General features: G+C 69.3%; 25 protein-coding genes and 2 pseudogenes. 10 read left to right on the forward strand and 17 right to left on the reverse strand.

All coding sequences use genetic code 11. From position 1 onward, the window contains the following. Positions 1-4 precede the first annotated feature (4 nt). The gene (locus tag AC2VOK_RS14470; protein WP_428901142.1) at positions 5-748 is read left to right on the forward strand and encodes a DUF6390 family protein; all 744 of its coding nucleotides are present in this window, start codon (positions 5-7) and stop codon (positions 746-748) included. 10 nt (positions 749-758) lie between these two features. Continuing rightward, on the forward strand, positions 759-1,883 hold the full coding sequence (locus AC2VOK_RS14475) for an alkaline phosphatase family protein (protein ID WP_428901105.1): 1,125 nt from the start codon (positions 759-761) through the stop codon (positions 1,881-1,883). A 70-nt stretch (positions 1,884-1,953) separates the two neighbouring features. On the opposite strand, the gene AC2VOK_RS14480 is transcribed toward AC2VOK_RS14475, so the two are convergent. Continuing rightward, entirely contained in the window at positions 1,954-2,622 is a 669-nt protein-coding gene (locus AC2VOK_RS14480; protein ID WP_428901106.1) for a transglutaminase-like domain-containing protein, read from the reverse strand. 216 nt (positions 2,623-2,838) lie between these two features. On the opposite strand from AC2VOK_RS14480, the gene AC2VOK_RS14485 reads away from it, so the two are divergent. From AC2VOK_RS14485 to AC2VOK_RS14500, 4 genes are all read left to right on the forward strand, one after another. Continuing rightward, a complete protein-coding gene (locus tag AC2VOK_RS14485) occupies positions 2,839-2,985 on the forward strand; it encodes a hypothetical protein (RefSeq protein ID WP_428901107.1) in 147 nt (48 codons plus the stop codon). Between the two features lie 2 nt (positions 2,986-2,987). Then, the gene (locus AC2VOK_RS14490; RefSeq protein WP_428901108.1) at positions 2,988-4,271 is read left to right on the forward strand and encodes a PPE family protein; all 1,284 of its coding nucleotides are present in this window, start codon (positions 2,988-2,990) and stop codon (positions 4,269-4,271) included. Positions 4,272-4,488: 217 nt separating this feature from the next. After that, positions 4,489-4,929 carry a hypothetical protein gene (locus AC2VOK_RS14495; protein WP_428901109.1) on the forward strand — a complete coding sequence of 147 codons (441 nt, stop codon included), beginning with the start codon at positions 4,489-4,491 and terminating at the stop codon, positions 4,927-4,929. A 256-nt stretch (positions 4,930-5,185) separates the two neighbouring features. Continuing rightward, entirely contained in the window at positions 5,186-6,169 is a 984-nt protein-coding gene (locus AC2VOK_RS14500; RefSeq protein WP_428901110.1) for a PPE family protein, read from the forward strand. A 17-nt stretch (positions 6,170-6,186) separates the two neighbouring features. Here AC2VOK_RS14500 and AC2VOK_RS14505 read toward each other — a convergent pair whose 3' ends face one another. From AC2VOK_RS14505 to dxr, 9 genes are all read right to left on the reverse strand, one after another. Next, the gene (locus tag AC2VOK_RS14505; protein ID WP_428901111.1) at positions 6,187-6,927 is read right to left on the reverse strand and encodes a gamma-glutamyl-gamma-aminobutyrate hydrolase family protein; all 741 of its coding nucleotides are present in this window, start codon (positions 6,925-6,927) and stop codon (positions 6,187-6,189) included. A gap of 101 nt (positions 6,928-7,028) precedes the next feature. Next, on the reverse strand, positions 7,029-7,580 hold the full coding sequence (locus AC2VOK_RS14510; RefSeq protein ID WP_428901143.1) for an alpha/beta hydrolase: 552 nt from the start codon (positions 7,578-7,580) through the stop codon (positions 7,029-7,031). A 72-nt stretch (positions 7,581-7,652) separates the two neighbouring features. Next, entirely contained in the window at positions 7,653-9,152 is a 1,500-nt protein-coding gene (locus tag AC2VOK_RS14515; RefSeq protein WP_428901112.1) for a cobyric acid synthase, read from the reverse strand. Between the two features lie 25 nt (positions 9,153-9,177). Then, entirely contained in the window at positions 9,178-10,035 is an 858-nt protein-coding gene (map, locus tag AC2VOK_RS14520) for a type I methionyl aminopeptidase (protein WP_428901113.1), read from the reverse strand. A gap of 204 nt (positions 10,036-10,239) precedes the next feature. Next, positions 10,240-12,066 (reverse strand): penicillin-binding transpeptidase domain-containing protein, encoded by a 1,827-nt coding sequence (locus AC2VOK_RS14525; RefSeq protein ID WP_428901114.1) that lies wholly within the window; start codon positions 12,064-12,066, stop codon positions 10,240-10,242. 137 nt (positions 12,067-12,203) lie between these two features. After that, positions 12,204-13,058, reverse strand: a complete 855-nt coding sequence (locus tag AC2VOK_RS14530) for a GNAT family N-acetyltransferase (RefSeq protein ID WP_428901144.1) — start codon at positions 13,056-13,058, stop codon at positions 12,204-12,206. A gap of 56 nt (positions 13,059-13,114) precedes the next feature. Beyond that, positions 13,115-14,311 (reverse strand): flavodoxin-dependent (E)-4-hydroxy-3-methylbut-2-enyl-diphosphate synthase, encoded by a 1,197-nt coding sequence (gene ispG / locus AC2VOK_RS14535; protein WP_428901115.1) that lies wholly within the window; start codon positions 14,309-14,311, stop codon positions 13,115-13,117. 22 nt (positions 14,312-14,333) lie between these two features. Next, positions 14,334-15,557, reverse strand: coding sequence for a M50 family metallopeptidase (locus tag AC2VOK_RS14540; protein ID WP_428901116.1), 1,224 nt, complete (start codon positions 15,555-15,557; stop codon positions 14,334-14,336). Between the two features lie 19 nt (positions 15,558-15,576). Next, positions 15,577-16,791 (reverse strand): 1-deoxy-D-xylulose-5-phosphate reductoisomerase, encoded by a 1,215-nt coding sequence (dxr, locus tag AC2VOK_RS14545; RefSeq protein ID WP_428901145.1) that lies wholly within the window; start codon positions 16,789-16,791, stop codon positions 15,577-15,579. A 194-nt stretch (positions 16,792-16,985) separates the two neighbouring features. Between dxr and AC2VOK_RS14550 the strand changes: the two genes are divergently transcribed. Continuing rightward, the gene (locus AC2VOK_RS14550; protein WP_428901117.1) at positions 16,986-17,252 is read left to right on the forward strand and encodes a DUF2631 domain-containing protein; all 267 of its coding nucleotides are present in this window, start codon (positions 16,986-16,988) and stop codon (positions 17,250-17,252) included. An 11-nt stretch (positions 17,253-17,263) separates the two neighbouring features. Here the strand turns inward: AC2VOK_RS14550 and rlmN are convergent, their stop codons facing one another. From rlmN to pyrH, 4 genes and pseudogenes are all read right to left on the reverse strand, one after another. Further along, on the reverse strand, positions 17,264-18,367 hold the full coding sequence (gene rlmN / locus AC2VOK_RS14555) for a dual-specificity RNA methyltransferase RlmN (RefSeq protein WP_428901118.1): 1,104 nt from the start codon (positions 18,365-18,367) through the stop codon (positions 17,264-17,266). 68 nt (positions 18,368-18,435) lie between these two features. Then, positions 18,436-19,257 (reverse strand): phosphatidate cytidylyltransferase, encoded by an 822-nt coding sequence (locus AC2VOK_RS14560; protein ID WP_428901146.1) that lies wholly within the window; start codon positions 19,255-19,257, stop codon positions 18,436-18,438. Positions 19,258-19,402: 145 nt separating this feature from the next. Next, on the reverse strand, positions 19,403-19,960 hold the full coding sequence (frr, locus tag AC2VOK_RS14565) for a ribosome recycling factor (protein ID WP_428901119.1): 558 nt from the start codon (positions 19,958-19,960) through the stop codon (positions 19,403-19,405). Positions 19,961-20,078: 118 nt separating this feature from the next. Then, positions 20,079-20,827 (reverse strand): annotated as a pseudogene (pyrH, locus tag AC2VOK_RS14570) (UMP kinase). Between the two features lie 306 nt (positions 20,828-21,133). Between pyrH and mbp1 the strand changes: the two are divergent. Continuing rightward, positions 21,134-21,373 (forward strand): microaggregate-binding protein 1, encoded by a 240-nt coding sequence (gene mbp1, locus AC2VOK_RS14575; RefSeq protein WP_428901120.1) that lies wholly within the window; start codon positions 21,134-21,136, stop codon positions 21,371-21,373. A 236-nt stretch (positions 21,374-21,609) separates the two neighbouring features. Next, entirely contained in the window at positions 21,610-22,344 is a 735-nt protein-coding gene (locus AC2VOK_RS14580) for a winged helix-turn-helix domain-containing protein (protein WP_428901121.1), read from the forward strand. A gap of 132 nt (positions 22,345-22,476) precedes the next feature. On the opposite strand, the gene AC2VOK_RS14585 is transcribed toward AC2VOK_RS14580, so the two are convergent. After that, the gene (locus AC2VOK_RS14585) at positions 22,477-23,430 is read right to left on the reverse strand and encodes an esterase family protein (RefSeq protein ID WP_428901122.1); all 954 of its coding nucleotides are present in this window, start codon (positions 23,428-23,430) and stop codon (positions 22,477-22,479) included. Between the two features lie 474 nt (positions 23,431-23,904). On the opposite strand from AC2VOK_RS14585, the pseudogene AC2VOK_RS14590 reads away from it, so the two are divergent. Beyond that, positions 23,905-24,318: pseudogene (locus AC2VOK_RS14590) on the forward strand (MarR family winged helix-turn-helix transcriptional regulator); the annotation flags it as partial. 79 nt (positions 24,319-24,397) lie between these two features. Here AC2VOK_RS14590 and AC2VOK_RS14595 read toward each other — a convergent pair. Together AC2VOK_RS14595 and tsf are read right to left on the reverse strand one after the other, a co-directional pair. Continuing rightward, positions 24,398-25,816: an amidase gene (locus AC2VOK_RS14595; protein WP_428901123.1), complete on the reverse strand. Its 1,419-nt coding sequence runs from the start codon at positions 25,814-25,816 to the stop codon at positions 24,398-24,400. A 13-nt stretch (positions 25,817-25,829) separates the two neighbouring features. Then, the gene (gene tsf / locus AC2VOK_RS14600; RefSeq protein WP_428901124.1) at positions 25,830-26,672 is read right to left on the reverse strand and encodes a translation elongation factor Ts; all 843 of its coding nucleotides are present in this window, start codon (positions 26,670-26,672) and stop codon (positions 25,830-25,832) included. Positions 26,673-26,674 lie beyond the last annotated feature (2 nt).

Below are 26,674 nucleotides of genomic sequence, written 5' to 3' on the forward strand. Positions count from 1 at the left end.
GCACGTGACGCCCGATGCTCCCGGCTCCGGCGACGGCGTGGAGATGTTCGCCCGCTACGCCTATGCCCCCAACGCGCTGGGCTACTGCGGCCCGCCGCTGGGCGCCACCCTGCGCGACGGCTCCGTCGCGCAGGTGCGCGCCGCGGCGGCGCGGTTCTCCGGGGCGTGGCCCTATCTGCGCGTCCTGTCGACGCTGACCGGGATCACCGACCCGCTCGATCGCCGGCTCGTCGAATCCTATTGGCTCGGCGGTGGTGTCGGCGCCGGCGTGGACTCCGCCGAATTCCTTGCCGCGCTGCTGGACATCATCGGGCCGCAGGCGGGCCGCTACTGGTCGCATCTGACCCCCGGCCTGGCCTCCGAAGCGGCGCCCAACCACTGCTTCCACGTGTTGGGCGTGTATCCCTGGACACGGTTCCTGGGCCGTGGCGAGCACCCGCTGAGCGTGCTCGACAGCTGCCGCATCAGTTGGGGCACCGTGGTTTCCCGTGACGGCGACGCCGTGGAGCTGTCGCGCCGCGCACTGGCCCGGGACGGCCGGTCGCTGGTGCTGGCCGAGCCGTCGGTGTATTCCCTCGGCATCTGGGCCGACGGGTACAGCGCGGTGCCCGACGTGGCCGTCGGCGACGAGGTCGCGGTGCACTGGGGCAGGCTGTGCGGGCGGCTGCGGCCCGCGCAGGTCCGGGCGCTGGCCGAGGGTACGGACCGCCAGCTGGAGGTGACCGGCCGGCGGCTCGCGCACGTCTAACGTGGCTGTCGTGACCGGTTCCCTCTGCGAGGTGCTGCCCGCTGCGGCCGCGCTGCTCGGTGTGCCCGGTGGGACCGACGCCCTGGCGCTGACGGAGGCCGTCGGGGCCGACCGCGTCGAGCGCGTGCTGGTGGTGCTGGTCGACGGGCTGGGCTGGCACCTGATGCCGGAGCTGGCCGCCAGCGCGCCGCTGCTGGCCTCGGTGCTGGGTGGTGGGTCCGGGCGGCTCACCCGGCTGGCGTGCACGTTTCCGTCGACCACGCCGACCAGCCTGGTGTCCCTGGGCACCGGCGCGCGCCCCGGCGAACACGGCATCCTGGGCTTCACCCTCAAGGTCCCGGGCGCTGACCAGGTGGTCAACCACATCCACTGGCGCGACGACCCGCCGCCGGCCGCCTGGCAGCCGTTGCCGACCTGGTTTGCCCGTCTCGAGCGCGCCGGCGTCGCCGCACGCGTCGTGCTGCCCGCAGCGTTTCTCGGCAGCGGCCTGACCGACGCGGCCTACCGCGGGGCGCGTTTCGTCGCGACCCTTCCGGACGACGACTACGCCGCGGCGGTGACCGCCGCGCTGGCATCGGCGCCGGGCCTCGTCTACGGCTACACCGCCGACCTCGACACCGCGGCCCACGTGTTCGGCATCGGTTCACCCGGCTGGCACGAGGCGGCGACCCGCGTCGATGCGCTGCTGACCCGGCTGGTCGAGGCGATGCCCGCCGATGCCGTGCTGCTGGTGACCGCCGACCACGGCGGGCTCAACGTCTCGCCGGACGCCCGCATCGACCTCGACGCCGACCCACGCCTGGCCGCGGGGCTGCGGGTGGTCGCCGGCGAGCCGCGGGTGCGCTACCTGCACACCGAACCGGGCGCCGCGGCCGACGTGCAGGCGGCCTGGGCCGAGATCCTGGGTGACCGCGCCAGCGTGCACAGCCGCGCGGAGGCCGTGGCCACGGGCATGTTCGGACCGGTCGATCCCCGCCATGCGGCGCGGATCGGCGACGTCGTGGTGGTCTGTGCCGGCGACCTGGCCGTCCTGGCGACCGCCCACGAGCCTCCGCAAACGGCTCGGCTCATCGGTTTTCACGGCGCGGCCACACCCGCCGAGATTGACATCCCGCTCATCGTCTGGCGCTGCTGACGCCGTCGGCACCGGCGGCGGTTACGGGCGCAGCCCTTTCGGTTCGTGGTCAATTCTATTGTCCAGCAGTCTATTTGGTGAAGGTGTCGCGCTCGGTCGAAGGTGGCCGCAGCAGCGGACCGTAACGCTGCCGGAGCTCGGTGACGATCTCGGCGAAGGGCAGGTCGTGGTACCAGCCGCGGTCGTGGAGGTATTCCATGTGCTGGTGGCCCTCGCTGTCGAAGGCGTGCAGCAGCGCGTCGTGTTCACCGTCGAAATCGATCGGCGGGACGCCGAATCGGGCGCACAGTTCGGCGTTGAACGCCGGTGTCGCCTTGACCCAACGGTCGTTGACGAACAGTTCGCTGTAGCCGTGGTAGACGAACACGTCGGTGCCGCCCATCCGGTTTCGCAGCGTGTCGGTTTGCAGGTGGTTGCGCACGTCGGCGAACCCGAGCCGAGCGGGGATACCCGCGGCGCGAGCAGCCGCGGTGAGCAGGACCGCCTTGGGGACGCAGTAGGCGCTCGCCGCGGTCGCGACGTAGCTGGCGCGGTAGTGGCCGCGATCGTCGTCTGCGCTGTAGGGGTCGTACCAGATGTTGTCACGGACCGCACGGAAAAGTCGTTGGGCTCTTGTCACCGGATCGGCGCTATCGCCAACCGCCGCCTGGGTGAAGCGCTGGACGTTGTCGTGGTGCCAGTCCAAGAACTCGGTGGTCCCCAGGAATGCCGCGTCGGGATCGGTCGATTCACTCGTCACAGCGGCCCCCTCCTCATCTCGTCATCGACAGGTTCGTCATCGACAGGTTCGTCATCGACAGGTTAGTGCTCGACAGGTTAGTGCTCGGTGGCCGCGATGCTGCGATCCCGCAGGGATTCCCGCGGCGTCGGCCGGCCCTGGCGGCAACAGCGTTCCAGCATCTGGGCATCTCAGGGAGAGAATTTTATTTAGGATAGGCTAAGCAACTTTTTGATCGTGTCCGTTGTTCCGGAGCGACCAGCGGCGGGGAGATTGGAGATTGTTGCTACCCAAGGGATGCTGTTGCAAACTATTTGCAGTTTTGATGCGAATCTTTTGCATGAACTCAGTCGCGTCATCGCGGCGCTGATCAAGGGAGTGTGAGCATGATGGACTTCGGGGCGTTGCCGCCTGAGATCAACTCCGGCCGGATGTATTCGGGCGACGGGTCGCAGTCCATGATGTCGGCCGCGTCGGCCTGGGATTCATTGGCAGCCGAATTGCATTCGGTTGCGGCGGCGTTCACGTCGACCGTGTCGGGGTTGGCCGGTCACCGATGGCAGGGCTCCGCGTCGGTGTCGATGACGGCCGCGGCGGCCGCGCACGTGGGGTGGGTCAATACCGTGGCCGCGCAGGCCGAGCAGACCGCCGGTGCGGCCAGGACGGCCGCCGCGGCGTTCGAGTCAGCGTTCGCCGCGACGGTGGCACCGCCGGTGATCGCGGCAAACCGAGCCCAACTCGCGTCGTTGGTGGCGACGAACCTGCTGGGTCAAAACGCCCCGGCGATCGCGGCCACCGAAGCCCACTACGCCGAGATGTGGGCCCAGGATACGGCCGCGATGTATGGCTACGCGGGTGATTCGGCGCTCGCCACGCGGCTGAGCGCGTTCACCGCGGCCCCGCAGGCCACCAATCCGTCTGCGGCGGCGAGTCAGGCCGCCGCAACGGCGCAGACCGCCAGCACGAGTACGCAGGTCGCGTTGACGCAGTTGATCTCCGCGGTACCCACCACCCTGCAAACGCTGGCCTCGCCCGCCGCCTCCGCGACAGCCGGCACCTCGAGTGCGGCCAGCAGCATCAGCGCGTCGGCGTCGTCGGCGTCGTCGGGGTTGTTGAGCTTGCTGGCCGGCAACAGCACCTCGACCACGGGGTGGGCCGGAATGTTCAATGACATTTTCAGCAGCAACGGTCTGGGTTTGAATTCCAACCTCTGGAACACGGTCTTCTCGTCCGGTTTTTACATGCCCGGCAACTTCGCCGCCGGTGATCTGCTGGCCCTGGTCGGCATGGCTGCGGATTCCGGTGGGGCCGAAGCCCTCAATGCTGCCGGGCAGGCCGCCTCCGGCGGGCTCGGGGGTGTTTTGACCTTTCCGGCGGGTGGGCTCGGCAGTTTGGGTAGTGCGATTGCGGCAGGGGCGGGTAAGGCCGCGACGATTGGGCCGTTGTCGGTACCGCCCGCGTGGACGCCGGTTATCCCGCCGACGCTGGGCGCGACCCTGGGAAACGTCCCGCTGACCGCGCCGGGCGCCGGCGCACTGGCCGCGCCCGGCGCGCAAGGCCCGCCAGCATTCGTACCACCCATGGCGCTCGGGCGCGGCGGACCCACGATCGTCCTGCCCGACAACCGGTTTCTCGCCCGGCCGGCCATGATCCCCAGCTGGAGCGTCTGAGAACCTCGAGCAGCCTGGTGGGTATACCCCCCTGCGCGCCGGACAGTGCGGCTTCGTCCCCCAGATACCCCCAGATACCCCGCGTTTGATACCTCGCGTTCCGGCCGTTGGCTCACGGCATGGACGCGCACCGGCATCTCCGATTGGGGAACGCACACCGGACTTTGATCGTTCTCACAGGTCGGCGGGGGCGCCCCCCACTAAAATCAATGCCACTGTGAGGCTTGGGTGTGGCGGTAAGGGTCGACGGTGGTGGCCGGCGGCCGCGGCCCTGATCGCACTGTGCGTCCTGGCTGCCGTCACGACCGGTTGGGCAGCCCGCGGCACCGCGGTTGCCGCTGCCATCGTCCCGCAGCCGGCATCCACTTCCCAGGGAACTCACCGCGCCGTCGACGCCCAGCTGCACCGCGACCAGCGGGCCCACGCCGTCGTCGACGACGGCTTCTCCAGCGACCGATCGCCGATGCATCAGAAAAAGAATGCCTGGATGACCCGCGACCGGCCGCCGACCGGAACCCGCACCGCCACCCAAGTGGTGCGGTCCCCGTTGCCTGCCGTGGCACCGTACTGCCGGCCGGGCTACATCAACGCGCGCGCACCCACGGCCACCGCCGAGCATCGCGACATTCTCACTCAGCTCTGCGTTGCACGCTGCTGACAGGCCGGCATCGGACCGGCTGCGCACCTAGCCGTTGACGATCACCGCCGTTGACGATCACCGCGATTCGCGCCGATAGAGCTTCCGACGACCTACCCGGATAACTCTCCCGGCACCGGCACGCCCGTATGCAACCCAGTCTCAGTGCAACCCAGTCTCAGTGCAACCCAGTCTCAGTGCAACCCAGTCTCAGAGGGAGATTCATGTTCTCGTGCACCCTTGACACCGCCCGATCCCTCCGTCGAGCGAGATAGCCATGGACGTCGGAAGGCGACCTCCGGAGTTCAACTCCGCGCACCTGTATTCGGGCCCAGGTTCGGACTTGCTGACGATCGCCGCCGCCACGTGGGACACGCTGGCCGACACCCTGGACCAGGCGGCGGCGGGATACGCCACGGCGATCGGGCAACTCGGGCGGGGCTGCCACGGCCCGGCGGCGACGGTCCGGGACCTGGCCCACCACCGCCAATGGCTGCAGGCCCTCGCCGATCAGGCCCGGCAGACGGCCCATGGAGCCGAGGCAGCGTCGAGCGCCTACGAGGCGGCGTTCACGGCGACGGTGCCCCCACCGACCGTCGAGGCCAACCGTACGCGGCGAGCGTCGTTGGCCGCCATGAATTTCCTGGGCAACAGCAGCGCGGAGATCGCGGACACCGAGGCCGAGTACGAGCAGATGTGGGCCCAGAACGCCGCCGCCATGTACGCCTACGCCGCCGCGTCGGCGGATGCGGCGGCGTTGACGCCCTTCGTCCCGCCGCCGGCTCATCCCTGCGGGCCGTCGACGGCGTCCCGCGCATGGCGCCTCAAAGCCGCACCGGAGGTCGTCGCGGCCGGCGGCCAGGTTATGTCGGCGATCCCCGAGGGATTGGCCGGGCTGTCCCGCTCACCGCTGAGCAGTCTGGACGCGTCCCTGCTGCCGGTGACGGCGTCCCTGTCCAAGCTGAGCTCGCTGTCGGCGCCGTTGGATGTCGCGATCAGAAACCTCAACTCCCTCAACAAGGCGGCGGCGTTGCGACGGCTGATTCCGGCTCCGGGCGACACCGCCGGCACGACGGTCGCCGCGCGAATCGGTCACGGCGCCTCGGTCGGGTTTTTGACGGTGCCGCGCGCCTGGACCGAGCCCGAGGCGACAACCCGTGGCCCCTCCCAACCGCTGCGCCAGGGCCGCGTCGGCGAGCCGATCCGCCTGGTCGCCGAGAACGATCCGCCGGGGCAACCGTCACGGCGCCGGCCGAGCTGAACCCGGTGCACCCGCCGTCACCGGCGCTGCGCGTATGCGCGAGCCGCCTCAACGAGCGCCGAGAACAATCTCAGGTCGTCCAGGCACTCCTCCGGATGCCACTGCACGGCCAGCACGAAATGCTCGCCCGGCACCTCCAGCGCTTCGACCACCCCGTCGGAGTCCCACGCGCTGACCTTCAGTCCCACACCGACGGTCGCGACGGCCTGATGGTGGTAACAGCGCACCTCGGCTGAGTCACCGAGCAGACCCGCCAGCCGCGTACCGGGCACCGTGCGCACCGCCAGCGAGGTGAACACCCCGTTGCCGGCCCGGTGCCCGTGGTGGCCGAGGACGTCGGGCAAGTGCTGATGCAGCGTCCCGCCGAAAGCCACGTTGAGAACCTGCGCGCCCCGGCAGATGCCGAGCACCGGCAGCCCGCGCCGCAGCGCGGCCCGCAGCAACGCGAACTCCCAGGCATCGCGCACGGGTACCGGCACGTCGGTGTCCGGGTGAGCAGCCGCACCGTAGGACGCGGGATCGATGTCATTGCCCCCGGTGATCACCAGAGCGTCGAGGCCCCCGAGCACCCGTTCGGCGACGCCGGGGCCCACCGGCTGCGGCGGCAGCAGCACCGCGACACCGCCGGCCATGGCGACGCCCCGGAAATAGTTGGCGGGCAGGAAACCCGCGGCCACATCCCAGACGCCCGTGCGTGCCCGATCCAGGTAGGTGGTCAGGCCGACGATCGGGCCGGACGCAGCGACGTTGTCTCCCACGCATCTTCTCCTCGGTCACCGCCGACGAGCCGCGCCGCGCGGCTGCCGTCGGCACATCGCTTGCAGCAGTGACACAACCGGCGTTACCAGGTGGTCCGGCACTACCAGGTGCTGGTGCGCAGCACGATCTCGGTGGCCAGCGCAGCGGTCGACTCCTGCGCTGTGAGTCGGGCAAGGTCCACGACGCGGTAATCGGAATAGACGAACCGCTGGCTGTCGTGCGCCACCGCGCGGGCGGCCGGCGTGCTGACCAGTACGGTGGTCCCGATTTCCACCGGCGGGCAATGATCGTCGCGCACCACGCCGCGGGCATCGGCGACTCGCGGATGCCCCCGGTCGATCGCCACCAGGCCCACGAACCGGCCCGCCCTGGTTGCCGCCAGCTCCCAGGCGAGTTCTCCCCCGGCGCGGTCACCGACCACCGCGGCCCAGCCGATACCCACCGCGTCGAGGAGGCCGAGCACCGATTTGGGCGTCAGCCGCGGGTCGAAGCCGATGACGACCGTGCGCAGCGAGGCGGTGTGCAGCCGCGCACACACCGCGTCGTAGGACGCCGGCGGCTGCTGCACGTCACTCACGACGACCACGACCACGCCCTTCTCCGGACCGGCGATCCCCACGGGGACAGGGAATCCGTCGAGGGTGGTCATCATCGAGGTCACTCACGCACGCTACCGCCGACCGGCAGGCGGTCGCGAGATTTTTCCCCCTCCGTCCCCCCCATTTCAGACCCGCAACCCGGTGGCGATGTGGGGCCGTCGCGGCGGCGGCGACTCGAGCAGTCCGAGAACGGCGTCGAGGTCCAGATGTGACGCCAGCAACCCGGCGACGGCGTCGAGCTGGGTGTCGCGCCGGGCGGCGACATCGACGTCTCCGGCGACGAATCCGCGGCGGCCGGCCGCATCGGCGACACGGGTCAGCCACGCGCGGCGGAACTCGTCGTTGTCGAACAGGCCGTGCCAGTGCGTGCCGAAAACGGCGGCGCGCTCGACGCCCTGCGGTTCGGACTCGGCTTCGAACCAGCTTTTTTCGGCGCACCTGGACAGGCGCCCGTGATGGATCTCGTAGCCGGTGAGCGGTTGCACCCAGCGCCGCAGGACCTTGGCCGCGGCAAAGGAGATGTCGGCGTCGAGCAACCCCAGTCCGGCGACCTCCCCCGCCCCGGATTCCACCGGGTCCGCGATGCGTCGGCACAGCATCTGGAATCCGCCGCAGATCCCGAGGACCGGCTTGCCGGCGCGGGCGTGGCCGGCGATGGCGTCGGCCAGTCCGCGGTCCCGCAGCCAGGAGAGGTCGGCGACGGTGGCCTTGCTGCCCGGCAGCACGATCAGATCGGCGTCGGCCAGGTCGCCGGGGTCGCTCACCCAGCGCACCAGCACGCCCGGCTCGCACGCCAGCGCCTCGAGGTCGGTGGAGTTGGAGATGCGGGGCAGCCGAATCGCGGCCACCCGCAACCACTCGTGGCCGCACGGTGGTGCGGGCCTGCCCAGGACGCGTTGGGCGAGGACCGACAGCGAGTCCTCGGCGTCCAGCCAGAGCTCCTCGGCGTAGGGCAGCACGCCGTAGGTGGGGCGCCCGGTCATGGCGTGCAGCTGCCGCAGACCCGGTTCCAGCAGAGCGGGGTCACCGCGGAACTTGTTGACGACGAAACCGGCGACCAACGCCTGGTCGTCGGGCTCGAGCACGGCGAGCGTGCCGAACAGGTGCGCAAGCACACCGCCGCGGTCGATGTCCCCGACCAGCAGCACCGGCAGATCAGCAGCCCTGGCCAGGCCCATGTTGGCCAAATCTGTTTCACGGAGGTTGATCTCGGCGGGCGAGCCCGCTCCTTCACAGATCACCGCGTCGAATTCCTCGCGCAGACCCGACAATTCGTCGAAGACGATGCCAAAGAGCCGGTCGCGATGTCGCATGTAGTCGGCCGCGGCGACCGACCCGTCGACCTGCCCCCGGATGACCAGCTGTGAGGTCCGGTCACCACCGGGTTTGAGCAGGATCGGATTGAAGCGGACGCTGGGCTCCAGGCCCGCCGCCCGCGCCTGAATGGCCTGGGCGCGACCGATCTCGCCGCCCTCGACGGTGACCGCCGAGTTGTTGGACATGTTCTGCGCCTTGAACGGCGCGACGCGGACCCCGCGGCGTGCCAGCAGTCGGCACAAGCCCGCCACCACTACCGATTTGCCGACGTCGGAACTCGTTCCGGCAACCAGCAGAGCGCCGGTCACCTGCGCGCGGCGAAGGCCGGGCGGCTCATGGGAGCGTGAGAATCTCGACGCCGGTGTCGGTGACGAGCAGCGTGTGCTCGAACTGCGCGGTCCACTTGCGGTCCTTGGTGACCACCGTCCAGCCGTCGTCCCAGATCTCGTAGTCCAACCCGCCGAGATTGATCATCGGTTCGATCGTGAACGTCATGCCCGGCTGCATGATCGTCGCCACCGACGGCTGATCGTAGTGCAGCACCACCAGCCCGTTGTGGAACGTGGTGCCGATACCGTGCCCGGTGAAATCGCGAACGACCTGGTAGCCGAACCGGTTTGCATACGACTCGATGACCCGGCCGACGACTGACAGCGATCGCCCCGGTTTGACGGCGTTGATCGCCCGCATCGTGGCCTCGTGGGTGCGCTCCACCAGCAGTCGGTGTTCCTCCGAGACGTCGCCGGCCAAGAAGGTCGCGTTGGTGTCGCCGTGTACCCCGTCGCGGTAGGCGGTGACGTCGATGTTGACGATGTCGCCGTCGGCGATCACCGTCGAATCGGGAATGCCGTGGCAGATGACCTCGTTGAGCGACGTGCAGCACGACTTGGGGTATCCCTTGTAGCCCAGCGTCGACGGGTAGGCGTCGTGGTCGACCATGTACTCGTGGGCGATCCGGTCCAGTTCGTCGGTGCTGATCCCCGGCGCGACCGCCTTGCCCGCCTCGGCCAGCGCGCCGGCCGCGATCCGGCCGGCGACGCGCATCTTCTCGATAACCTCCGGTGTCTGCTCCCACGACTCGGTTCCCTCCCGGGCGGTCGGCTTGCCGACGTATTCCGGGCGCGGGATGCGGGCGGGCACCGGTCGCATCGGGGACAACACTCCGGGGGAAAGCACGGTGCGTGCAGGCATACGGCCAGCTTAATCGCCCCCATGCGGCCGGCCCGGCCTCGAGTGTGAAACGGCGGCGTCCACTGTGAACACCGGGCGGCGACACGCCGTCGTCCGCCGCCGGCGATTCACCCTCGGTGCCTGCGCCGCAACGACCGGCGCGGTCCCCGGATGGTCACCCTTCCGCACACCACGCGTCCCGTCAGCACCACATGCGGCCGGGCCTCAGGCCAAAAAATCCGGGGGCAGCGAATCGAACATCACCTTGGTCATCCGGACCGCATATTCCGAGCTGCCACCCCCGACGATCAGGGCCGCGAACGCGAGGTCGCCGCGGTATCCGGCGAACCACGAGTGCGATCCGCCCGGGAATTCGGCCTCGCCGGTCTTCCCGAACACCGCCCCGCAACCGGAGATCTCCTTGGCGGTCCCGTTGGTCACCACCAGCCGCATCATGGGTCGCAGGGCCTCGACCATCTTGGGGCTGATCGGCGTGACTGGGACTTCTGGGCCCTGCACCGTCGTCGGCCGCCCGGCGATCAGCTGCGGCACCGGGGTCCTGCCGGCCGCGACCGTGGCAGCCGCCAGAGCCATGCCGAACGGGCTGGCCAGCACCCTGCCCTGGCCGAAGCCGTCCTCGGTGCGCTCGGCCAGGTCCACCGTCGGCGGCACCGACCCGGTGACCGTGGTGATGCCCTCGACCTGGTAGTCCAACCCGATGCCGTAGCGGCTGGCCGCCTGGGTCAGCCCGCGCGGCGGCATCTTGCTGCTCAGCTCGGCGAACGTGGTGTTGCAGGAACTGGCGAAGGCGCGCGACATCGGCACCACGCCCAGGTCGAAGCCGCCGTAGTTGGGGATGCTGCGGTGTCCGATGTCGATGCTGCCCGGGCAGCCCATCATCGTGTTGGGCGTGGCCATGTCGCGCTCGACGGCGGCCCCGGCGGTCACCATCTTGAACGTCGACCCGGGTGGGAACAGGCCGGTGGTGGCGAGCGGGCCATCGGCGTCGGCCCCGACGTTCTGCGCGATCGCCAGGATCTCGCCCGTCGACGGCTTGATCACCACCATCATCGCCTTGCCGCCGCGAGTATCGACGGCGTGCTGGGCGGCATTCTGCACCGCCCGGTCCAGGGTGAGTGAGACCGACGGCGCCGGGGCTCCCTGAACCTCGTGCAGCACTTCGACTTCGACGCCGTTCTGGTTGACGGCGACCACCCGCCAGCCCGGCTGACCGTCGAGTTGGTCGATGACCGCCTTCTTCACCTCGGCCACGACCGTCGACGCGAAATGCGGGTCGGTGGGCAGCATCGCGGGCTGGGGTGTGATCACGATGCCGGGCAGTCGGCCGATCAGCGGGAATACCTTGTCGTTGTCGTCGGGATGCAGGGTGACCAGGTCCACCGGCTGCGTCGACGAACTGGCCTGCTCGGCGAGCAGCTGGGGATCGTCGAGCGTGTCGTTGAACGGATGCAGCACGTCCACCGCCGCGTGCGCCGTCGAGCTCAGTGCCAACCCCGAGCCGGCCTGCGCGGCGTCCAGCGTGTAGTGGTACAGGTAGCCCGGCACCAACACATCGGTGCCGCCGAGTTCGTTGACCGAGGCCCGCGGCGGCCGGTCGGCCCGCAGCGCGAACGTCTGGTGCTCACCGAGCTTGGGGTGCAGCCCGGTGCTGGCCCAGCGCACCCTCCAACGCCCCTCGTAGCGGGCCATCTTCAGCTCGCCGTCGTACGTCCAGATCCGGTTCTTGGGCAGGTGCCAGGCGAAGCGATAGTCCACCTTGCCGGTGTCCTCGACATATTTGGCGCTCAGGACCTGCGCGTCCAGATGGGTGGCCTGCAGTCCCGACCAGGCCGCGTTGAGCGCCTCGCGGGCGTCGTCGGGGCTGTCGCTGAGCTGGGCGGCGGTGGCGGTGTCCCCGACACCCAGGGCGGCGAAGAACCTCTGGGCCGCCGGGCCGGGTCCGTCAGGCCGCGGGGTGCACCCGGACAGCCCGATCACCCCGATGATGACGAGGCTTGTGACAGACGAGACTAATGTTGTTTGAGTTGCCATCGTTGCTGATGTTAAGAACTGTGGCGTGTTGGAACGCGTCGACACACCGAGACGCAACTGTTATGTCCGGGATGTGCATGCCCGGGATGTGCATGTCCGGGATGTGCATGCCCGGTATTCCCGGAGCGCGAGGGTCGTCAGTCCAGCAGTACCGTCGCGAAAGTGCCGACTTCGGCGAAGCCGACGCGCGCATATGCCGCGCGTGCCACCGTGTTGAAGTCATTGACGTACAAGCTGGCGATCCGCCCGGCGCCGACGATCACCGCCGCCACCGTGGCGGTGCCGCCCGTACCCAGGCCCCGGCCGCGCCACTCCGGGTGCACCCAGACACCCTGGATCTGGCCCACGGCCGGGGACTGCGACCCGACCTCCGCCTTGAACACGACCTGACCGTCCTCGAAGCGCGCCCAGGCCCGCCCGGCCGCGATCAGGCTGGCCACCCGGCGCCGGTAGCCGCGACCGCCGTCGCCGAGGCGCGGGTCGACCCCGACCTCGCCGATGAACATGTCGACGGCGGCCACCAGGTAGGCGTCCAACTCGTCCGGCCGGACCTGGCGCACCCCGGCGTCGATGTCGCAGTTCGGGTGCGCGGACAGTGCCATCAGCGGCTGCTGCTCGCGCACGTCGCGCGCGGGGCCCCACGCCGCCGCGAGCCGCTCCCACATCGGCAGCACGAGGCCGGCCCTGCCCACCAACGACGAGCAGCGCCGCGTCCCACTCATCGCCTCGTCCGCGAACGCGTCGAGGTCGGCCGGTGCGCCACGCAGCGGGATCAGGTTGGCGCCGGCAAAGCACAGCGACTCCTGGGGGCCGCGGCGGGTCCACAGCTCCCCGCCGATCGCGTTGGGGTCGACGCCATGATCAGCGACGCGTGCAGCGACCATGCATGACCCCACCGGGTCTTCGTCGAAAACGCGCCGCACCGCGGCGGCATCACGCACCACGGAAACCCAGCGCTCGCCGACAAGGCGGAAGATGGGCGGAGCCGACATCGGGGCGAACTCCCTGTGGTGGGTGCCGAGGACCGATGCGAGCACACCGGCGCCTATCAGCTTACGGTCACAACCGGCGAACCGCCCGCGGTTGTTTGCGGCCCGTCCCCCGATGCGTCACCCGTTTCGGCGGGCACCGCGGAGTCCATTTCGGAGGCGAGCCGCATGGCCTCCTCGATCAGGGTCTCGACGATCTGGGATTCGGGCACGGTCTTGATCACCTCGCCCCGAACGAAGATCTGGCCCTTGCCATTTCCCGACGCCACGCCCAGGTCGGCCTCGCGGGCCTCCCCCGGGCCGTTGACGACGCAACCCATGACGGCGACCCGCAGCGGCACGTCGAGACCCTCGAGGCCGGCGCTCACCTCGTTGGCCAGGGTGTACACGTCGACCTGCGCGCGACCGCACGACGGGCAGGACACGATCTCCAACGAACGCGGCCGCAGGTTCAGCGACTCGAGGATCTGGGTGCCGACCTTGACCTCTTCGACGGGCGGCGCCGACAGCGACACGCGGATGGTGTCGCCGATGCCGCGCGAGAGCAGCGCGCCGAATGCGACCGCGGACTTGATGGTGCCCTGGAAGGCCGGGCCGGCCTCGGTGACCCCGAGGTGCAGCGGGTAGTCGCACTTCGCCGCCAACATTTCGTAGGCGGCGACCATCACCACCGGATCGTTGTGTTTGACGCTGATTTTGAGTTGTGAGAAACCCTGTTCCTCGAACAGCGAGGCCTCCCACAGCGCCGACTCCACGAGCGCTTCGGGGGTGGCCTTGCCGTACTTCTGCAGGAATCGCTTGTCCAGCGAGCCGGCGTTGACCCCGATGCGGATGGGGATGCCGGCCGCCGCCGCGGCTTTGGCGACCTCGCCGACCCGTCCGTCGAACTCCTTGATGTTGCCCGGATTCACCCGCACCGCCGCGCAGCCGGCGTCGATGGCCGCGAAGATGTACTTCGGCTGGAAGTGGATGTCGGCGATCACCGGAATCTGGCTGTGTCGGGCGATCTGGGCCAGCGCATCGGCGTCTTCCTGACGCGGGCAAGCCACCCGGACGATGTCGCAGCCGGCGGCGGTCAGCTCGGCGATCTGCTGCAACGTCGCGTTGACGTCATGGGTCTTGGTGGTGCACATCGACTGCACCGAGATCGGATAGTCGCTGCCGACCCCGACGTCGCGGACCATCAGCTGGCGCGTTGTGCGGCGGGGGACGAGCGTAGGCACCGGAGCGTCCGGCATGCCCAGGCCAACGGTCACTGTGATCGATTCCTTCGGTTGGTCACTGGAAAAGCCTGATCGGGTTGACCAGATCGGCTGTCACGGTCAGCAGCATGTACCCCACCACGAACACCAGGACCACGTACGTCGCCGGCATTAATTTGAGGTAGTTCACCGGAGCGGCGGCGACCAGGCCGCGGGCGGACCGGATCATGTTGCGGACCTTCTCGAACACCGCGATGCCGATGTGACCGCCGTCGAAAGGCAGCAACGGCACCAGATTGATCGCGCCCAGAATCAGGTTCAGCTGGGCCAGGAAGAACCAGAACGCCACCCACAGGCCGTGGTCGACGGTGTCGCCGCCGATGATGCTGGCACCCACCACGCTCATCGGCGTCTGCGGATCACGCTGCCCGCCACCGATGGCGTGCACCAGAGCGCCGACCTTGGTCGGGATCGCCACCAGCGCCTTGCCCACCTCGGCAGTGAGTTCGCCGGTGAAGGCGACCGTCGCCGGTATCGCCGAGAGCACGCCGTAATGCGTGGGCGCGACCCGGACGGCGCCGACGCCGATGGCGCCCACCGTCGCGGCCTCGGGCCGGCTTCCTTGTTCCTTGGCCCCGCCGGAGACGAAGCGCTGCGTGGGCTGGATGTCGACGTACGTGGTGAGGGTGGAGCCGTCGCGCTCCACGACGACCGGGACGGAGCCATGCAGCTTGCGGACCGCCACGGCCATCTCCTCGAAGCTGGACACCGGGGTGTCGCCGACCTTGACCACGACGTCGCCCGGGCGGATCCCGGCGCGCGCGGCCGGTCCCGAACCGCTGCAGTCCCCGAGCTTGCCCGGCGCCACTTCCGGCGCGACACACGCCGTCTCGCCGATCACAGCCTTGGTGGGCGGGTGCAGGTTCGGCAGCCCCCAGACCAGTGCGATGCCGTAGATCAGCACCAGGCAGATGACGAAGTTCATGCCGGGGCCCGCGAACAGCACCGCGACGCGCTTCCAGGTCGCCTGCTTATACATCGCCCGCTCGGCCTCGTCGGGTGCCAGATCTTCGACCGGTGTCATGCCGGCGATGTCGCAGAACCCGCCCAGCGGAACACCCTTGAGGCCGTACTCGGTCTCCCCTCGCCGCGTCGACCACAGCGTCGGCCCGAAGCCGACGAAGTAGCGGCGCACCTTCATGCCTGTGGCACGGGCCGCCCACATGTGACCGCACTCGTGCAGTGCCACCGACACCAGAATGGCGAGCGCGAACAGCACAATGCCGATAACGAACATCATCTTCGCTGCCAGACCTTTCTCAAGCCATTCCCGAGACTTTGCCAGGGGCGCCGGTTGCGGTCGCCGCTGCCGCGAGGACGCGCTGGGCCCGCTCGCGCGCCCAGCGCTGCGCGTCCAGTACCTCCTCCACGTTAGCGGGTGCTTCGCTGAATTTGGGGGCCCATTGGTCGGCGGCGTGCAGCACATCGGCGATCGTTGTGACGATGCCCGGAAAGCCGATCCGGCCGGCCAGGAACGCCTCCGCCGCCTCTTCGTTGGCGGCGTTGTAGACCGCGGTCATGCACCCGCCGGCCTCCCCGGCGTGCCGGGCGAGGTCGACCGCAGGGAAGACGTCGCCGTCCAGCGGCTCGAATTCCCAGGTGGAAGCGGTGCTGAAGTCGCAGGAGGCAGCCGCCCCGGGCAACCGGTGCGGCCAGCCCAGCGCCAGCGCTATGGGCAGCTTCATATCCGGCGGGCTGGCCTGCGCGATCGTCGAGCCGTCGACGAAGGTGACCATCGAATGAACGATCGACTGCGGGTGAACGACCACCTCGATGCGGTCGTAGGGGATGCCGAACAGCAGGTGGGTCTCGATGAGTTCGAGGCCTTTGTTGACCAGTGACGCCGAGTTCAGCGTGTTCATCGGGCCCATCGACCAGGTCGGGTGCGCGCCCGCCTGCGCGGGGGTGACGCCCTGCAGGTCGGCGGCGCTCCAGCCGCGGAACGGTCCGCCGGAGGCGGTCAGCACCAGATTGGCCACCTCGCCGGGGGAACCGCCGCGCAGGCACTGGGCCAGCGCCGAATGCTCGGAATCGACGGGCACGATCTGGCCGGGCCGCGCCGCGCGCAACACCAGCGGGCCCCCGGCGACCAGCGACTCCTTGTTGGCCAGCGCCAGCCGGGCCCCCGACTCCAGCGCAGCCAGCGTCGGGCGCAGGCCCAGCGCACCCACCAGCGCGTTGAGGACGACGTCGGCCTCGGTTTCCCGCACCAGCCGGGTCACCGCGTCCGGGCCACGGAACCGGACGCCCCCGACGCGCTCGGCCGCCCGCTCGTCGGCGACGGCGACATTGGTGACCCCGGTCTCGGTGCGCTGCCGTTCCAGGACGGCGGGGTTCGCGCCCCCGGCGGCCAGCCCGACCACCTCGAAACGGTCCGGGTTGGCGGCGATGACCTCGAGTGCCTGGGTGCCGATCGAGCCGGTGCTGCCCAGCACCAGCACCCGCAGGCGGCCTTCGGTGTGCCCGTCGGTCATCGGGTTGGATCGGCCATCGCGGTGGTCCTCGCGGTGGTCCTCGGGGTGGTCCTCGGGGTGGTCACCCACTCATTGTGCCGTCCGGCGGCGACAGGGTCCACGACGTGCGCGACCGCGACCGAACTCTCGGGACCGCGCAGCGGGTATGCCAGAATCACCTCCAAGAAGCCGATCCGATCCGAGAGGGACTCGCCGTGGCCAGTACCGAGCTGGAACGCTCCGCCGCCGTCGACACCGCCGTCGACACTGCCGAGGTGCCATCGGCGGCGTGGGGCTGGAGCAGGATCAACCTCCGCACGTGGCATATCGTCGGCGTGGTCGCCGTCATCTTCTTGCTAGCGATGCTGCGCGGCAATCACGTCGGCCGCGTCGAGGACATCTGGCTGGTCGCTTTCGCCGTGGTGGCCCTGTTCGTGCTGGTGCGCGACCTGTGGGGCCGCCGCCGCGGCTGGCTCCGGTAGCTACCCGCCGGCTACTTCTTCTCGAAGGCCAGCTGTCCGCAGGCGGCACCAATCTCGCGGCCGCGGGTGTCGCGCACGGTGCACGACACCCCCTGGGCCCGCACCCGCCGGACGAACTCCCGCTCCACCGGCTTCGGGCTGGCGTCCCACGCGCTGCCCGGGGTCGGGTTGAGCGGGATCAGGTTCACGTGCACCAGGGGCCCGAGCGCGCGATGCAGCCGCTTTCCCAGCAGGTCGGCCCGCCACGCCTGGTCGTTGACGTCGCGGATCAGCGCGTATTCCACCGACACCCGGCGACCGGTCGTATCGGCGTAGTAGCGGGCCGCGGCCAGAGCCTCACCGACCTTCCATCGCGTGTTGACCGGCACCAGTGTGTCGCGCAGTTGGTCGTCGGGCGCGTGCAGCGACAACGCCAGCGTCACTCCGAGCCGCTCGTCGGCGAGTGTGCGGATCGCAGGCACCAGGCCCACCGTGGACACCGTCACCGCACGGGCGGAGATGCCGAAGCCGTTCGGCGGCGGGGCTGTGATGCGCTGCACCGCGGCCAGCACCCGGGCGTAGTTGGCCAGCGGCTCCCCCATGCCCATGAACACCACGTTGGACAGCCGCTGGCCGGCCCGGTCGGAGTCGTCGCGCAGCGCCGCGGCACCGGCGCGTACCTGTTCGAGGATCTCGGCGGTCGACAGGTTGCGCCGCAACCCACCCTGACCGGTCGCGCAGAACGGGCAGGCCATGCCGCAGCCGGCCTGCGACGAGATGCACACCGTATTGCGCTGCGGATAACGCATCAGCACCGATTCGAAGGTCGTGCCGTCGGTGGCCCGCCACAGGGTCTTGCGGGTCTGGCCGGCATCGCACGCGACCTCGGCGGCCGCGGTGAGCAGCGTCGGGAACATCTCCTCGGCGACCCGCTCACGCACAGCCACGGGAAGGTCTGTCATCTGGCGCGGATCGGCGATCAGCCGGCCGTAGTACTGGTGTGCGAGCTGCTTGGCCCGAAACGCCGGCAGTCCCAGCTCCGCCGCGGCCGACGCGCGGCCGGCCGCGTCCAGGTCGGCCAGGTGCCGCGGCGGCCGGGCGGGGCGCGGTTCGTCGAAAACCAGTCGTTGGACCATAACCTGTCCAGTATCGGTCACGACGGGCGTGGGTCCGACAACTACGACAGCAACGACAACTACGACAACTACGACAGCAACGTCAGCACCGTCCAGGCCGCGACCGCCGACGGCAGGATGCCGTCGAGCCGGTCCATCAGGCCGCCGTGGCCGGGCAACAGCCGGCCCATGTCCTTGATGCCGAGGTCGCGCTTGACCTGTGACTCCACCAGGTCGCCGAGCGTGCAGGTCGACACGAGCACGACGCCGAGCAGAACCCCGATCCACGGCGGCTTGTCGGCCAGGAACGTCGCGGTCAGCGTCGCCGCGGCGGTCCCGAAGACCAGCGAACCCGCGAAACCCTCCCACGACTTCTTCGGGCTGATCGCGGGAGCCATCAGGTGCTTGCCGAACAGCACCCCTACGGCGTAGGCGCTCACATCGGCGGCGGCGACGGTGATCATCAGGCAGAACACCCGGCCTGCACCGTCTTCGGGGTAGACGAGCAGCGCGGCGAACGACGCGAACAGCGGGACCCACGCGGCCAGGAACACGGTGGCGGACGCGTCACGCAGGTAGTTCGCCGACGGCGAACCCGTGAACGGCTCGGGCCGTTTGCTGTTGTCCTGCATGAAAAGCCGCCAGATCATGCAGACCACCACCGTGACACCGAAACCGGCCATCGCGCCGGCCGCATGGAACGGCCAGGTCAGCCAGACGGTGAGCTGGCCGCCGGCCAGCAACGGGACGGCGGGTACGACGTATCCGGCTTCGCGCAGTCGGCGCACCACTTCGTGACTGGCCACGAAGATGGCGATGGCGACGTACACCACCCAGTAGCGCGGAGCAAAGAGCAGCGTCGCCACCAGGATCGCGCCGATGGTCGCACCGACCACGATCGCGGCGGGCAGGTCGCGGCCCGCCCGCGACGTCTTCCTGGCTACTTGTCGCCCGGTACTCCCGAGTGCGGGAGCCTCGCCTGCGGGCGCCGGCTCCTCGGGCGCGCGTCCGTTGCCGGCGTCAGGGGTTGCCACGGGATTGGTTGCTGAGCGGCCGTCAGACCTCCAGCAGCTCGCCTTCTTTGTGCTTCACCAGCTCATCGATCTGGGTGACGTACTGCTGGGTCGTCTTGTCCAGGTCCTTTTCCGCTCGCCCGACCTCGTCTTCGCCCGCCTCGCCGTCCTTGCGGATGCGGTGCAACTCCTCCATCGCCTTGCGACGGATGTTGCGCACGGATACCTTGGCGTCCTCGCCCTTGTGCTTGGCCTGTTTCACCAGCTCGCGCCGGCGTTCCTCGGTGAGCTGCGGCACGGCCACCCGGATGAGGGTGCCGTCGTTGGTGGGGTTGACGCCCAGATCGGAGTTGCGGATCGCCGTCTCGATCGCACCGAGTTGACCGGCTTCGTAGGGCTTGATCACGACCAGACGCGCCTCGGGGACGTTGATGCCGGCCAGCTGCGTGATCGGGGTGCTGGCGCCGTAGTAGTCGATCACGATCCGGGAGAACATACCCGGGTTGGCGCGACCTGTCCGGATCGTCGACAAGTCGTCGCGGGCCACCGCCACGGCCTTCTCCATCTTCTCTTCCGCGTCGAAAAGAGCCTCATCGATCATCTGCGCCGCTCCTCCTCATCGCCACGCTCTGCATCGTCGCCTGCGCGGATCATCTGCGCCGCTCCTCCTCATCGCCACGCTCTGCATCGTCGCCTGCGCGGATCATCACGTCGTCCCCTCAGGTGGTGACCAGCGTTCCGATCTTCTCACCGCCTACCGCGCGGGCGATATTGCCATTGGTCAGCAGGTTGAACACCAGGATCGGCATGCCATTGTCCATGCACAGGCTGAACGCGGTGGCATCGGCCACCCGCAGCCCGCGGTCGATCACCTCGCGATGGGAGATCACGGTCAGCATCTCCGCCTCGGGGTTGACCCGGGGGTCCTCGGTGAACACGCCGTCGACCGCCTTGGCCATCAGGACGACGTCGGCGCCGATCTCCAGCGCCCGCTGGGCCGCCGTGGTGTCGGTGGAGAAGTACGGCAGACCCATGCCGGCGCCGAAGATGACCACCCGGCCCTTCTCCAGGTGACGGACGGCCCGCAACGGGAGGTAGGGCTCGGCCACCTGGCCCATGGTGATCGCGGTCTGGACCCGGGTGACGATGCCCTCCTTCTCCAGGAAATCCTGCAGTGCAAGGCTGTTCATGACCGTGCCGAGCATCCCCATGTAGTCCGACCTGGTGCGTTCCATGCCGCGTGCTGCAGTTGGGCCCCCCGGAAGAAATTCCCTCCGCCGATCACCACGGCCACCTGAACGCCGGTGCGCACCACCTCGGCGATCTGACTGGCCACCCGGGCCACCACGTCGGGGTCCAGGCCGACCTGGCCACCGCCGAACATCTCGCCGCCCAGCTTGAGCAGCACCCTCGAATACGTGGCTCGACTCGCCGGTGTGCCGTTGGCGCTATCCGTCGGCTTCGTCATCAGACTCCTCGCATGAGAGCGCCATCCCGGGCGAACTCCTCCGGGACGGCCTTTCACATCCTGCCTCATCGCAGCACACTCCGGCAGGGGCGGGGTGGATTACCGGCAAAGGTTGCGCCCCCGGTGCGCGCCCGCCTCACCGGCGATGTTTGATCGCGCGCCGGCACGGGAACAGACCGCAGGGCAGCAGGAAACCACGGTCTTGAGAAGTAGGGCCGTCGGCTGCTGTGTTGCCGAATCGTTCACCGATCGGCGAGGAGCGCGAACCGCTCGTTTCCACGTACGCCACCAAAGAGGAGCTGATCCATGGCGGACACCAACAACTCCGGACCCGCGGAAGCCGTGAAGGGCGTCGTCGAGGAGGTCAAAGGCAGGGCCAAGGAGGCCGTCGGGGCGTTGACGGGCCAGGACGACCTCACCCGCGAGGGCCAGGCCCAGCAGGACAAAGCCGAGGCACAGCGCAACGCGGCGAAGAAGGAAGCCGAGGCCGAAGCGGCCCGCGGCAGCGCCGCGCTGGCCGAAGAGCGCCAGAAGTCCAACCAGTAGCTTGTCGCGACGATGAGCCCGGCCCGTTCCCACGGGCCGGGCTCATCGGTTTCACCGGGGGTTCTCGAGCAAAGGAGCAGGACTTTCTCCCGAGCGAACCCCGGCTGTGACGCTTCGGGCCCGCAGACCGCGATGAGTTGGCATAATTTTGCTGACGAAGGGGTGATCCACGTCGCGCCGGCAGACATCTCCGCGCGAGGTGCCTCGTCAGCACACCCCGGTTTTGGAGATGTCGTTTGGACGTTCTACTGGTCACCGACGAGGACGATTTCGAATCGGCCTTGCCGGCGCTGAAATTTTTTGCGGGCAGGTTGTCACGCGCGCCACTTGCCCGACACGCCGACGGGCGTCTCTGCGCCGCCGACGTCGCAATCATCGACGCGCGCAGCGACCCGGCGGCGGCCCGAGACGTTTGCCGCCGGCTGACCGCGGACGCGCCGACGACAGCGGCGGTGGCCATCGTGGCACCCGCGGACTTCGCCGGGATCGACGCCGACCGGCATTTCGACGACGTGATGCCGCCCGCGGCGGAGGGCGACGAACTGCAGGTACGGCTCCGGCTGGCCATCGCGCGGCGGCGCAGCGCACTGCAGGGCTCGCTGAAGTTCGGCGGCTTGGTGCTGCACCCGGCCAGCTGCACGGGCTCGCTGGACGGCGCGGACCTGCACCTGACGCTCACCGAGTTCAGATTGTTGATCTTCCTGGTGCAGCACGCCGGCCACGCGTTCACCCGTACCCGGCTGCTGCACGAGGTGTGGGGCTACGACAGCACCGGCCGTGTCCGCACGGTCGACGTCCACGTGCGGCGGCTGCGCGCCAAGCTCGGAGCCGAACACGCGTCGATGATCGACACCGTCCGCGGGGTTGGGTACATGGCGGCGACGCCGCCGCAGCCGCGATGGATCGTCGACGACACGGCATCCTCGCGGCTGCCGTCCCCGCCGCCCGCCCCGGACGCGGACTGCGGCTGAGCGTCGCACTGCACCATGTCTCCGGCGTCAGCGAGTGCTGCCCGGGTCGCACACGCGGTACCGATCTGCTCGCCGGGCTCGAACGCCAAGGAGTCCGGGAAGGAGTTCGCGACGGAGTCCGGGTGGAAACGGTTATCCGGACGCCCCGCCGGCGCCGAGCGTCCGCTGCATGTCCGGCTTCATCGCCGCCAACTGGGCACCCCAGTAACCCCAACTGTGCACGCCGTTCTGGTCGATGTTGAACGTCGCGTTGTGGCCGCCCGCACCGATGTAGGCGTCCTTGAACGCCAGGTTGCTGTCCAGGACCACCTGCTCGATGACGGTGCCCGGGATGCTGCCCTCGCCGATGTCGGACTCCCTCCCGTTGCCGCTGTAGACCCACAGCCGCGTGTTGTTCGCGACCAACCTGCCGACCTGGACGGTGGGATCGTTTCGTTGCCAACCGGGTCCGCCGTCGGGTCCCCACATGTCCTGGGGGTTGAATCCACCCTCGTTGCCCATGGCCATCCCGATGTACATCGGCCCCGAACCACTCGAAGGGGTCAGGTAGGCCGACAGCGAGCCTGCGTAGGTGAACTGCCGGGGGTGATAGGCCGCCAGGATCAGGGCAGAGGAGCCCGACATGGAGATCCCGACGATGGCATTACCGGTTCTGCGGACGCCCCTGTTCGCCAGGTAGCCGGGCAACTCGCTGGTCAGAAAGGTTTCCCACTTGTACGTCTGGGGAGGCCCGTCGCTGTTGTTGGCCGGCCCGTACCAGTCGGTGTAGAAGCTTGACCGCCCGCCTACGGGCATGACCACCGAGATGCCCGAGCCGGCGTAGTCGGCGAATGCGTTGGTGTTGATGTCCCAACCGTTGCGGTCGTCCTGGGCCCGCAACCCGTCCAGCAGGTACACGGCCGGCGCGCCGCCCTGTTGGAACTCGATCGTGATGTCGTGCCCCATCGAGGGTGAGGGCACTTTCAGGAATTCCGGCGCCGCCGCCCGAGCGGGCGCCGCAACCCCGCTCACTCCGGCAAGTCCCGGTATCGTCGCCGCCACAATCCCGGCGACCGTCAATCGAAGCATCCGGCGAATGCTGCTCATCGTTGTCTCCATCCTCGTTGTCGTCGGCTCCGCTTTTGCTTCACCGCCATCAGCCGGGCCAGGCCAGTCCTGCTCCGGTGAGCGAAGCTTCGTCCTCGCCGCGCGAATCGCCTCCACCTGCAGTGCCGACCAGGCCCCGTCCCTCGGCAGGCGAATTGCTTTCCCAAACCACGCTTTTCGGCGTTGCACTGCCGGTTTCGAGTCGATCGGCGATGCTGCGGCCTCCTCTGATCAGCAAGGGCCGTCGGGCGGAGCGGTCCCGGCAATCCCGCGGCCGGCCGGCAGGCTTGTCTGCCGCCTCGCGACGGGCCCGCAACAGCCTCAGCGTGAGGCACGCCCTCAGCCCCCGCGTCATGGACGAAGCCCCCGCGTCATGGACGAAGCCCCAGCGTCATGGACGCCCTGTACCCGCAATCGGGGCGGGGAAACGCGTGTCGTCGGCTTCGCCGGCAAGAATATGTCAATATCGCTGACATGGTTCAGGCTGACGACGCTCCGCTCGGTTACCTGCTCTACCGGGTCGGCGCCGTCCTGCGCCCAGAGGTTGCCGCGGTCTTGGGCCCGCTGGGGCTCACACTGCCCGAATTCGTATGCCTTCGACTCCTTTCGACATCTCCCGGGCTGTCCAGCGCCGAGTTGTCCCGGCACACCAACGTCACGCCGCAGGCAATGAACTCCGTGCTACGCAAACTGGAAGACGATGGGGCGGTGACACGGCCGGCGTCGGTCTCGTCCGGGCGGGCGCTGCCGGCCACGCTGACCGGCCGGGGCCGCGAGTTGCTCAAGCGCGCGGAGAACGCGGTGCGCGCTGCCGACGCCCGCATCTTGTCGAAGCTGACCGATGCTCAGCGGCGCGAGTTCAAGCGGATGCTCGAGAAGCTCGGAGCTGGCGCACTCCCCCTATCGCCGCCCTCAACCCCCGGCGGCAAGCCGGATGCGCGCGAAATCGGTCGCGGCTAGGCGTGGTTCAGGCGGACGAACCGACGGATTGGATGCGTGCCCAGGGCCGGGCCTCTTCGAGCTCGTAGGCCAGCTCCAGCAGCAGCGCCTCCTGGCCCATGTCCGCCGAGAGCATCATGCCCACCGGCATACCGTCGGCCGACTGGGCCACCGGCAGGGAGATCGCCGGCTCGCCGGTGACGTTCTGCGTCGGGGTGAACGCCACCCAGTCGATCAGCCGGTCGATGAGCCGGTGATAGTCGGTGGGAGCCAGATGACCGATGCGGGGGGTGCGGTCGGCCAGGGTCGGGGTGAGCACCGCGTCGTAGGTGCCGAAGAATTCCGCGGTACGTCTCCGCAGCCTGCGCAGGCGCATGATGGCCAACGGAAGGCGGTGCAGGTTGCGGCCGCTGTGTCGCTCCAAGCCCAGCGTCAGGCTGTCGAGGCGGTCGCGGTCGAACGTTCTGCCGAAAATCCGCCGCCCGGCACGTACCTGCGCCAACGCCAGGGAACCCCAGTACAGGACGAAATCGTCGACGAAACTGGCCGGCACGGGCGGCTCGTCGATACGTTCGACGCGGTGGCCCAGCCCTTCGAGGAGCCCGGCCGCCTCCAGCGTCAGCTCCCGCATCTCGGGACTGCACTCCTGCCGAACCGAACGGGTCAGCACGGCGATCCGCAGGCGCTGCCGACCGGGGCCGGTGACGTCGCCGACCGGAGCCAGCCTGTGATTGCGCCAGATGCGCTCGGCCTCACGGTAGAAGACCGCGGTGTCGCGCACCGAGCGGGTCACCACGCCGTTGGTGACGATGCCCACCGGCATCCGCCGCAGCATCGGGTCCAGTGGCAGCCGGCCACGCGACGGCTTTAGCCCGACGATCCCGTTGCAGGCGGCCGGAATTCGGATCGACCCGCCACCGTCGTTGGCGTGCGCGATCGGCACCACACCGGCGGCGACGAACGCACCCGATCCCGACGACGACGCGCCGGCGCTGTAGTCGGTGTCCCACGGATTGCGGACCGGCCCCAGTCGGGGGTGTTCGGCCGAGGCGCTGAAGCCGAACTCCGACAACTGCGTCTTGCCCAGCGATGTCAGCCCGGTGGCCAGGTACAGATCGGTGAACTCGCTGTTGCCGACGGCATTCCATGGCGTCCACGCGTCGGTGCCGTGCATCGTCGGCTGGCCCGCGACGTCCACGTTGTCCTTGATGAACGTCGGAACCCCGGCGAAAAACCCGTCACCCAACGGTTCGCCAGCGGCCGCCCGGGCCTGCCGGAACGTGGCGTACGCCAAGCCGTTGAGCACCGGGTCGACGGCCTCGGTGCGGGCGATGGCCGCCTCGATCACCTCGGCCCGGCCGACCCGGCCCGCACGCAGGGCCTCGGCCAGGCCGACCGCGTCGAGTTCGCCGAGTGCGTCCTCACCGAAAGCGTGCACGCGTCGCATGAAGGCAGCCTAGCTAGGCTTGACCCACCTCGAAGCGGACGAACCGCGTCACCGTCACGCCGGCCTCGCCGAGCAGGGCCTGCACCGTCTTCTTGTTGTCGGACACCGACGGCTGCTCGAGCAGTACCGCATCCTTGAAGAAGCCGTTCAGTCGGCCCTCGACGATCTTGGGCAGCGCCTGCTCCGGCTTGCCCTCCGCCTTGGCGGTTTCCTCGGCGATGCGGCGCTCGCTGGCCACGACGTCCGCGGGCACGTCATCGCGCGACAGGTAGCGCGCCTTGAGCGCGGCGATCTGCAGCGCGGCGGCATGCGCCGCGGCTGCGCTGGTGTCCGGGTCCGGACCCGGGCCGAACTCGACCAGCACACCAACCGCCGGCGGCAGGTCGGCGGCCCGTCTGTGCAGATAGGTCTCGACGTTGCCGTCGAAGTACTGCACGCGGCGCAGTTCGAGCTTCTCACCGATCTTGGCCGACAGGTCGGCGATGGCCTGCTCGACGGTCTTCTCGCCGAGCCCTCCAGAAATTGAGGCCGCTTTCAGCGTGTCGAGGTCGGTGGCCTTGGCGTCCAGCGCGGCGTCGACGATCTGCTCGGCCAGCGCCTGGAACTCGGCATTCTTGGCGACGAAGTCGGTCTCGGAGTTGAGCTCGACCAGCGCGCCGCCCTTGGCCGCGACCAGGCCTTCAGCCGTGGCCCGCTCGGCACGCTTACCGACGTCCTTGGCGCCCTTGATGCGGAGCGCTTCGACGGCTTTGTCGAAGTCGCCGTCGCTGTCGGCCAGCGAGTTCTTGCAGTCGAGCATCCCGGCGCCGGTGAGCTCCCGAAGCCGCTTGACGTCGGCAGCGGTGAAGTTCGCCATAT

The sequence above is a fragment of the Mycobacterium sp. TH-M116 genome (assembly GCF_057473685.1).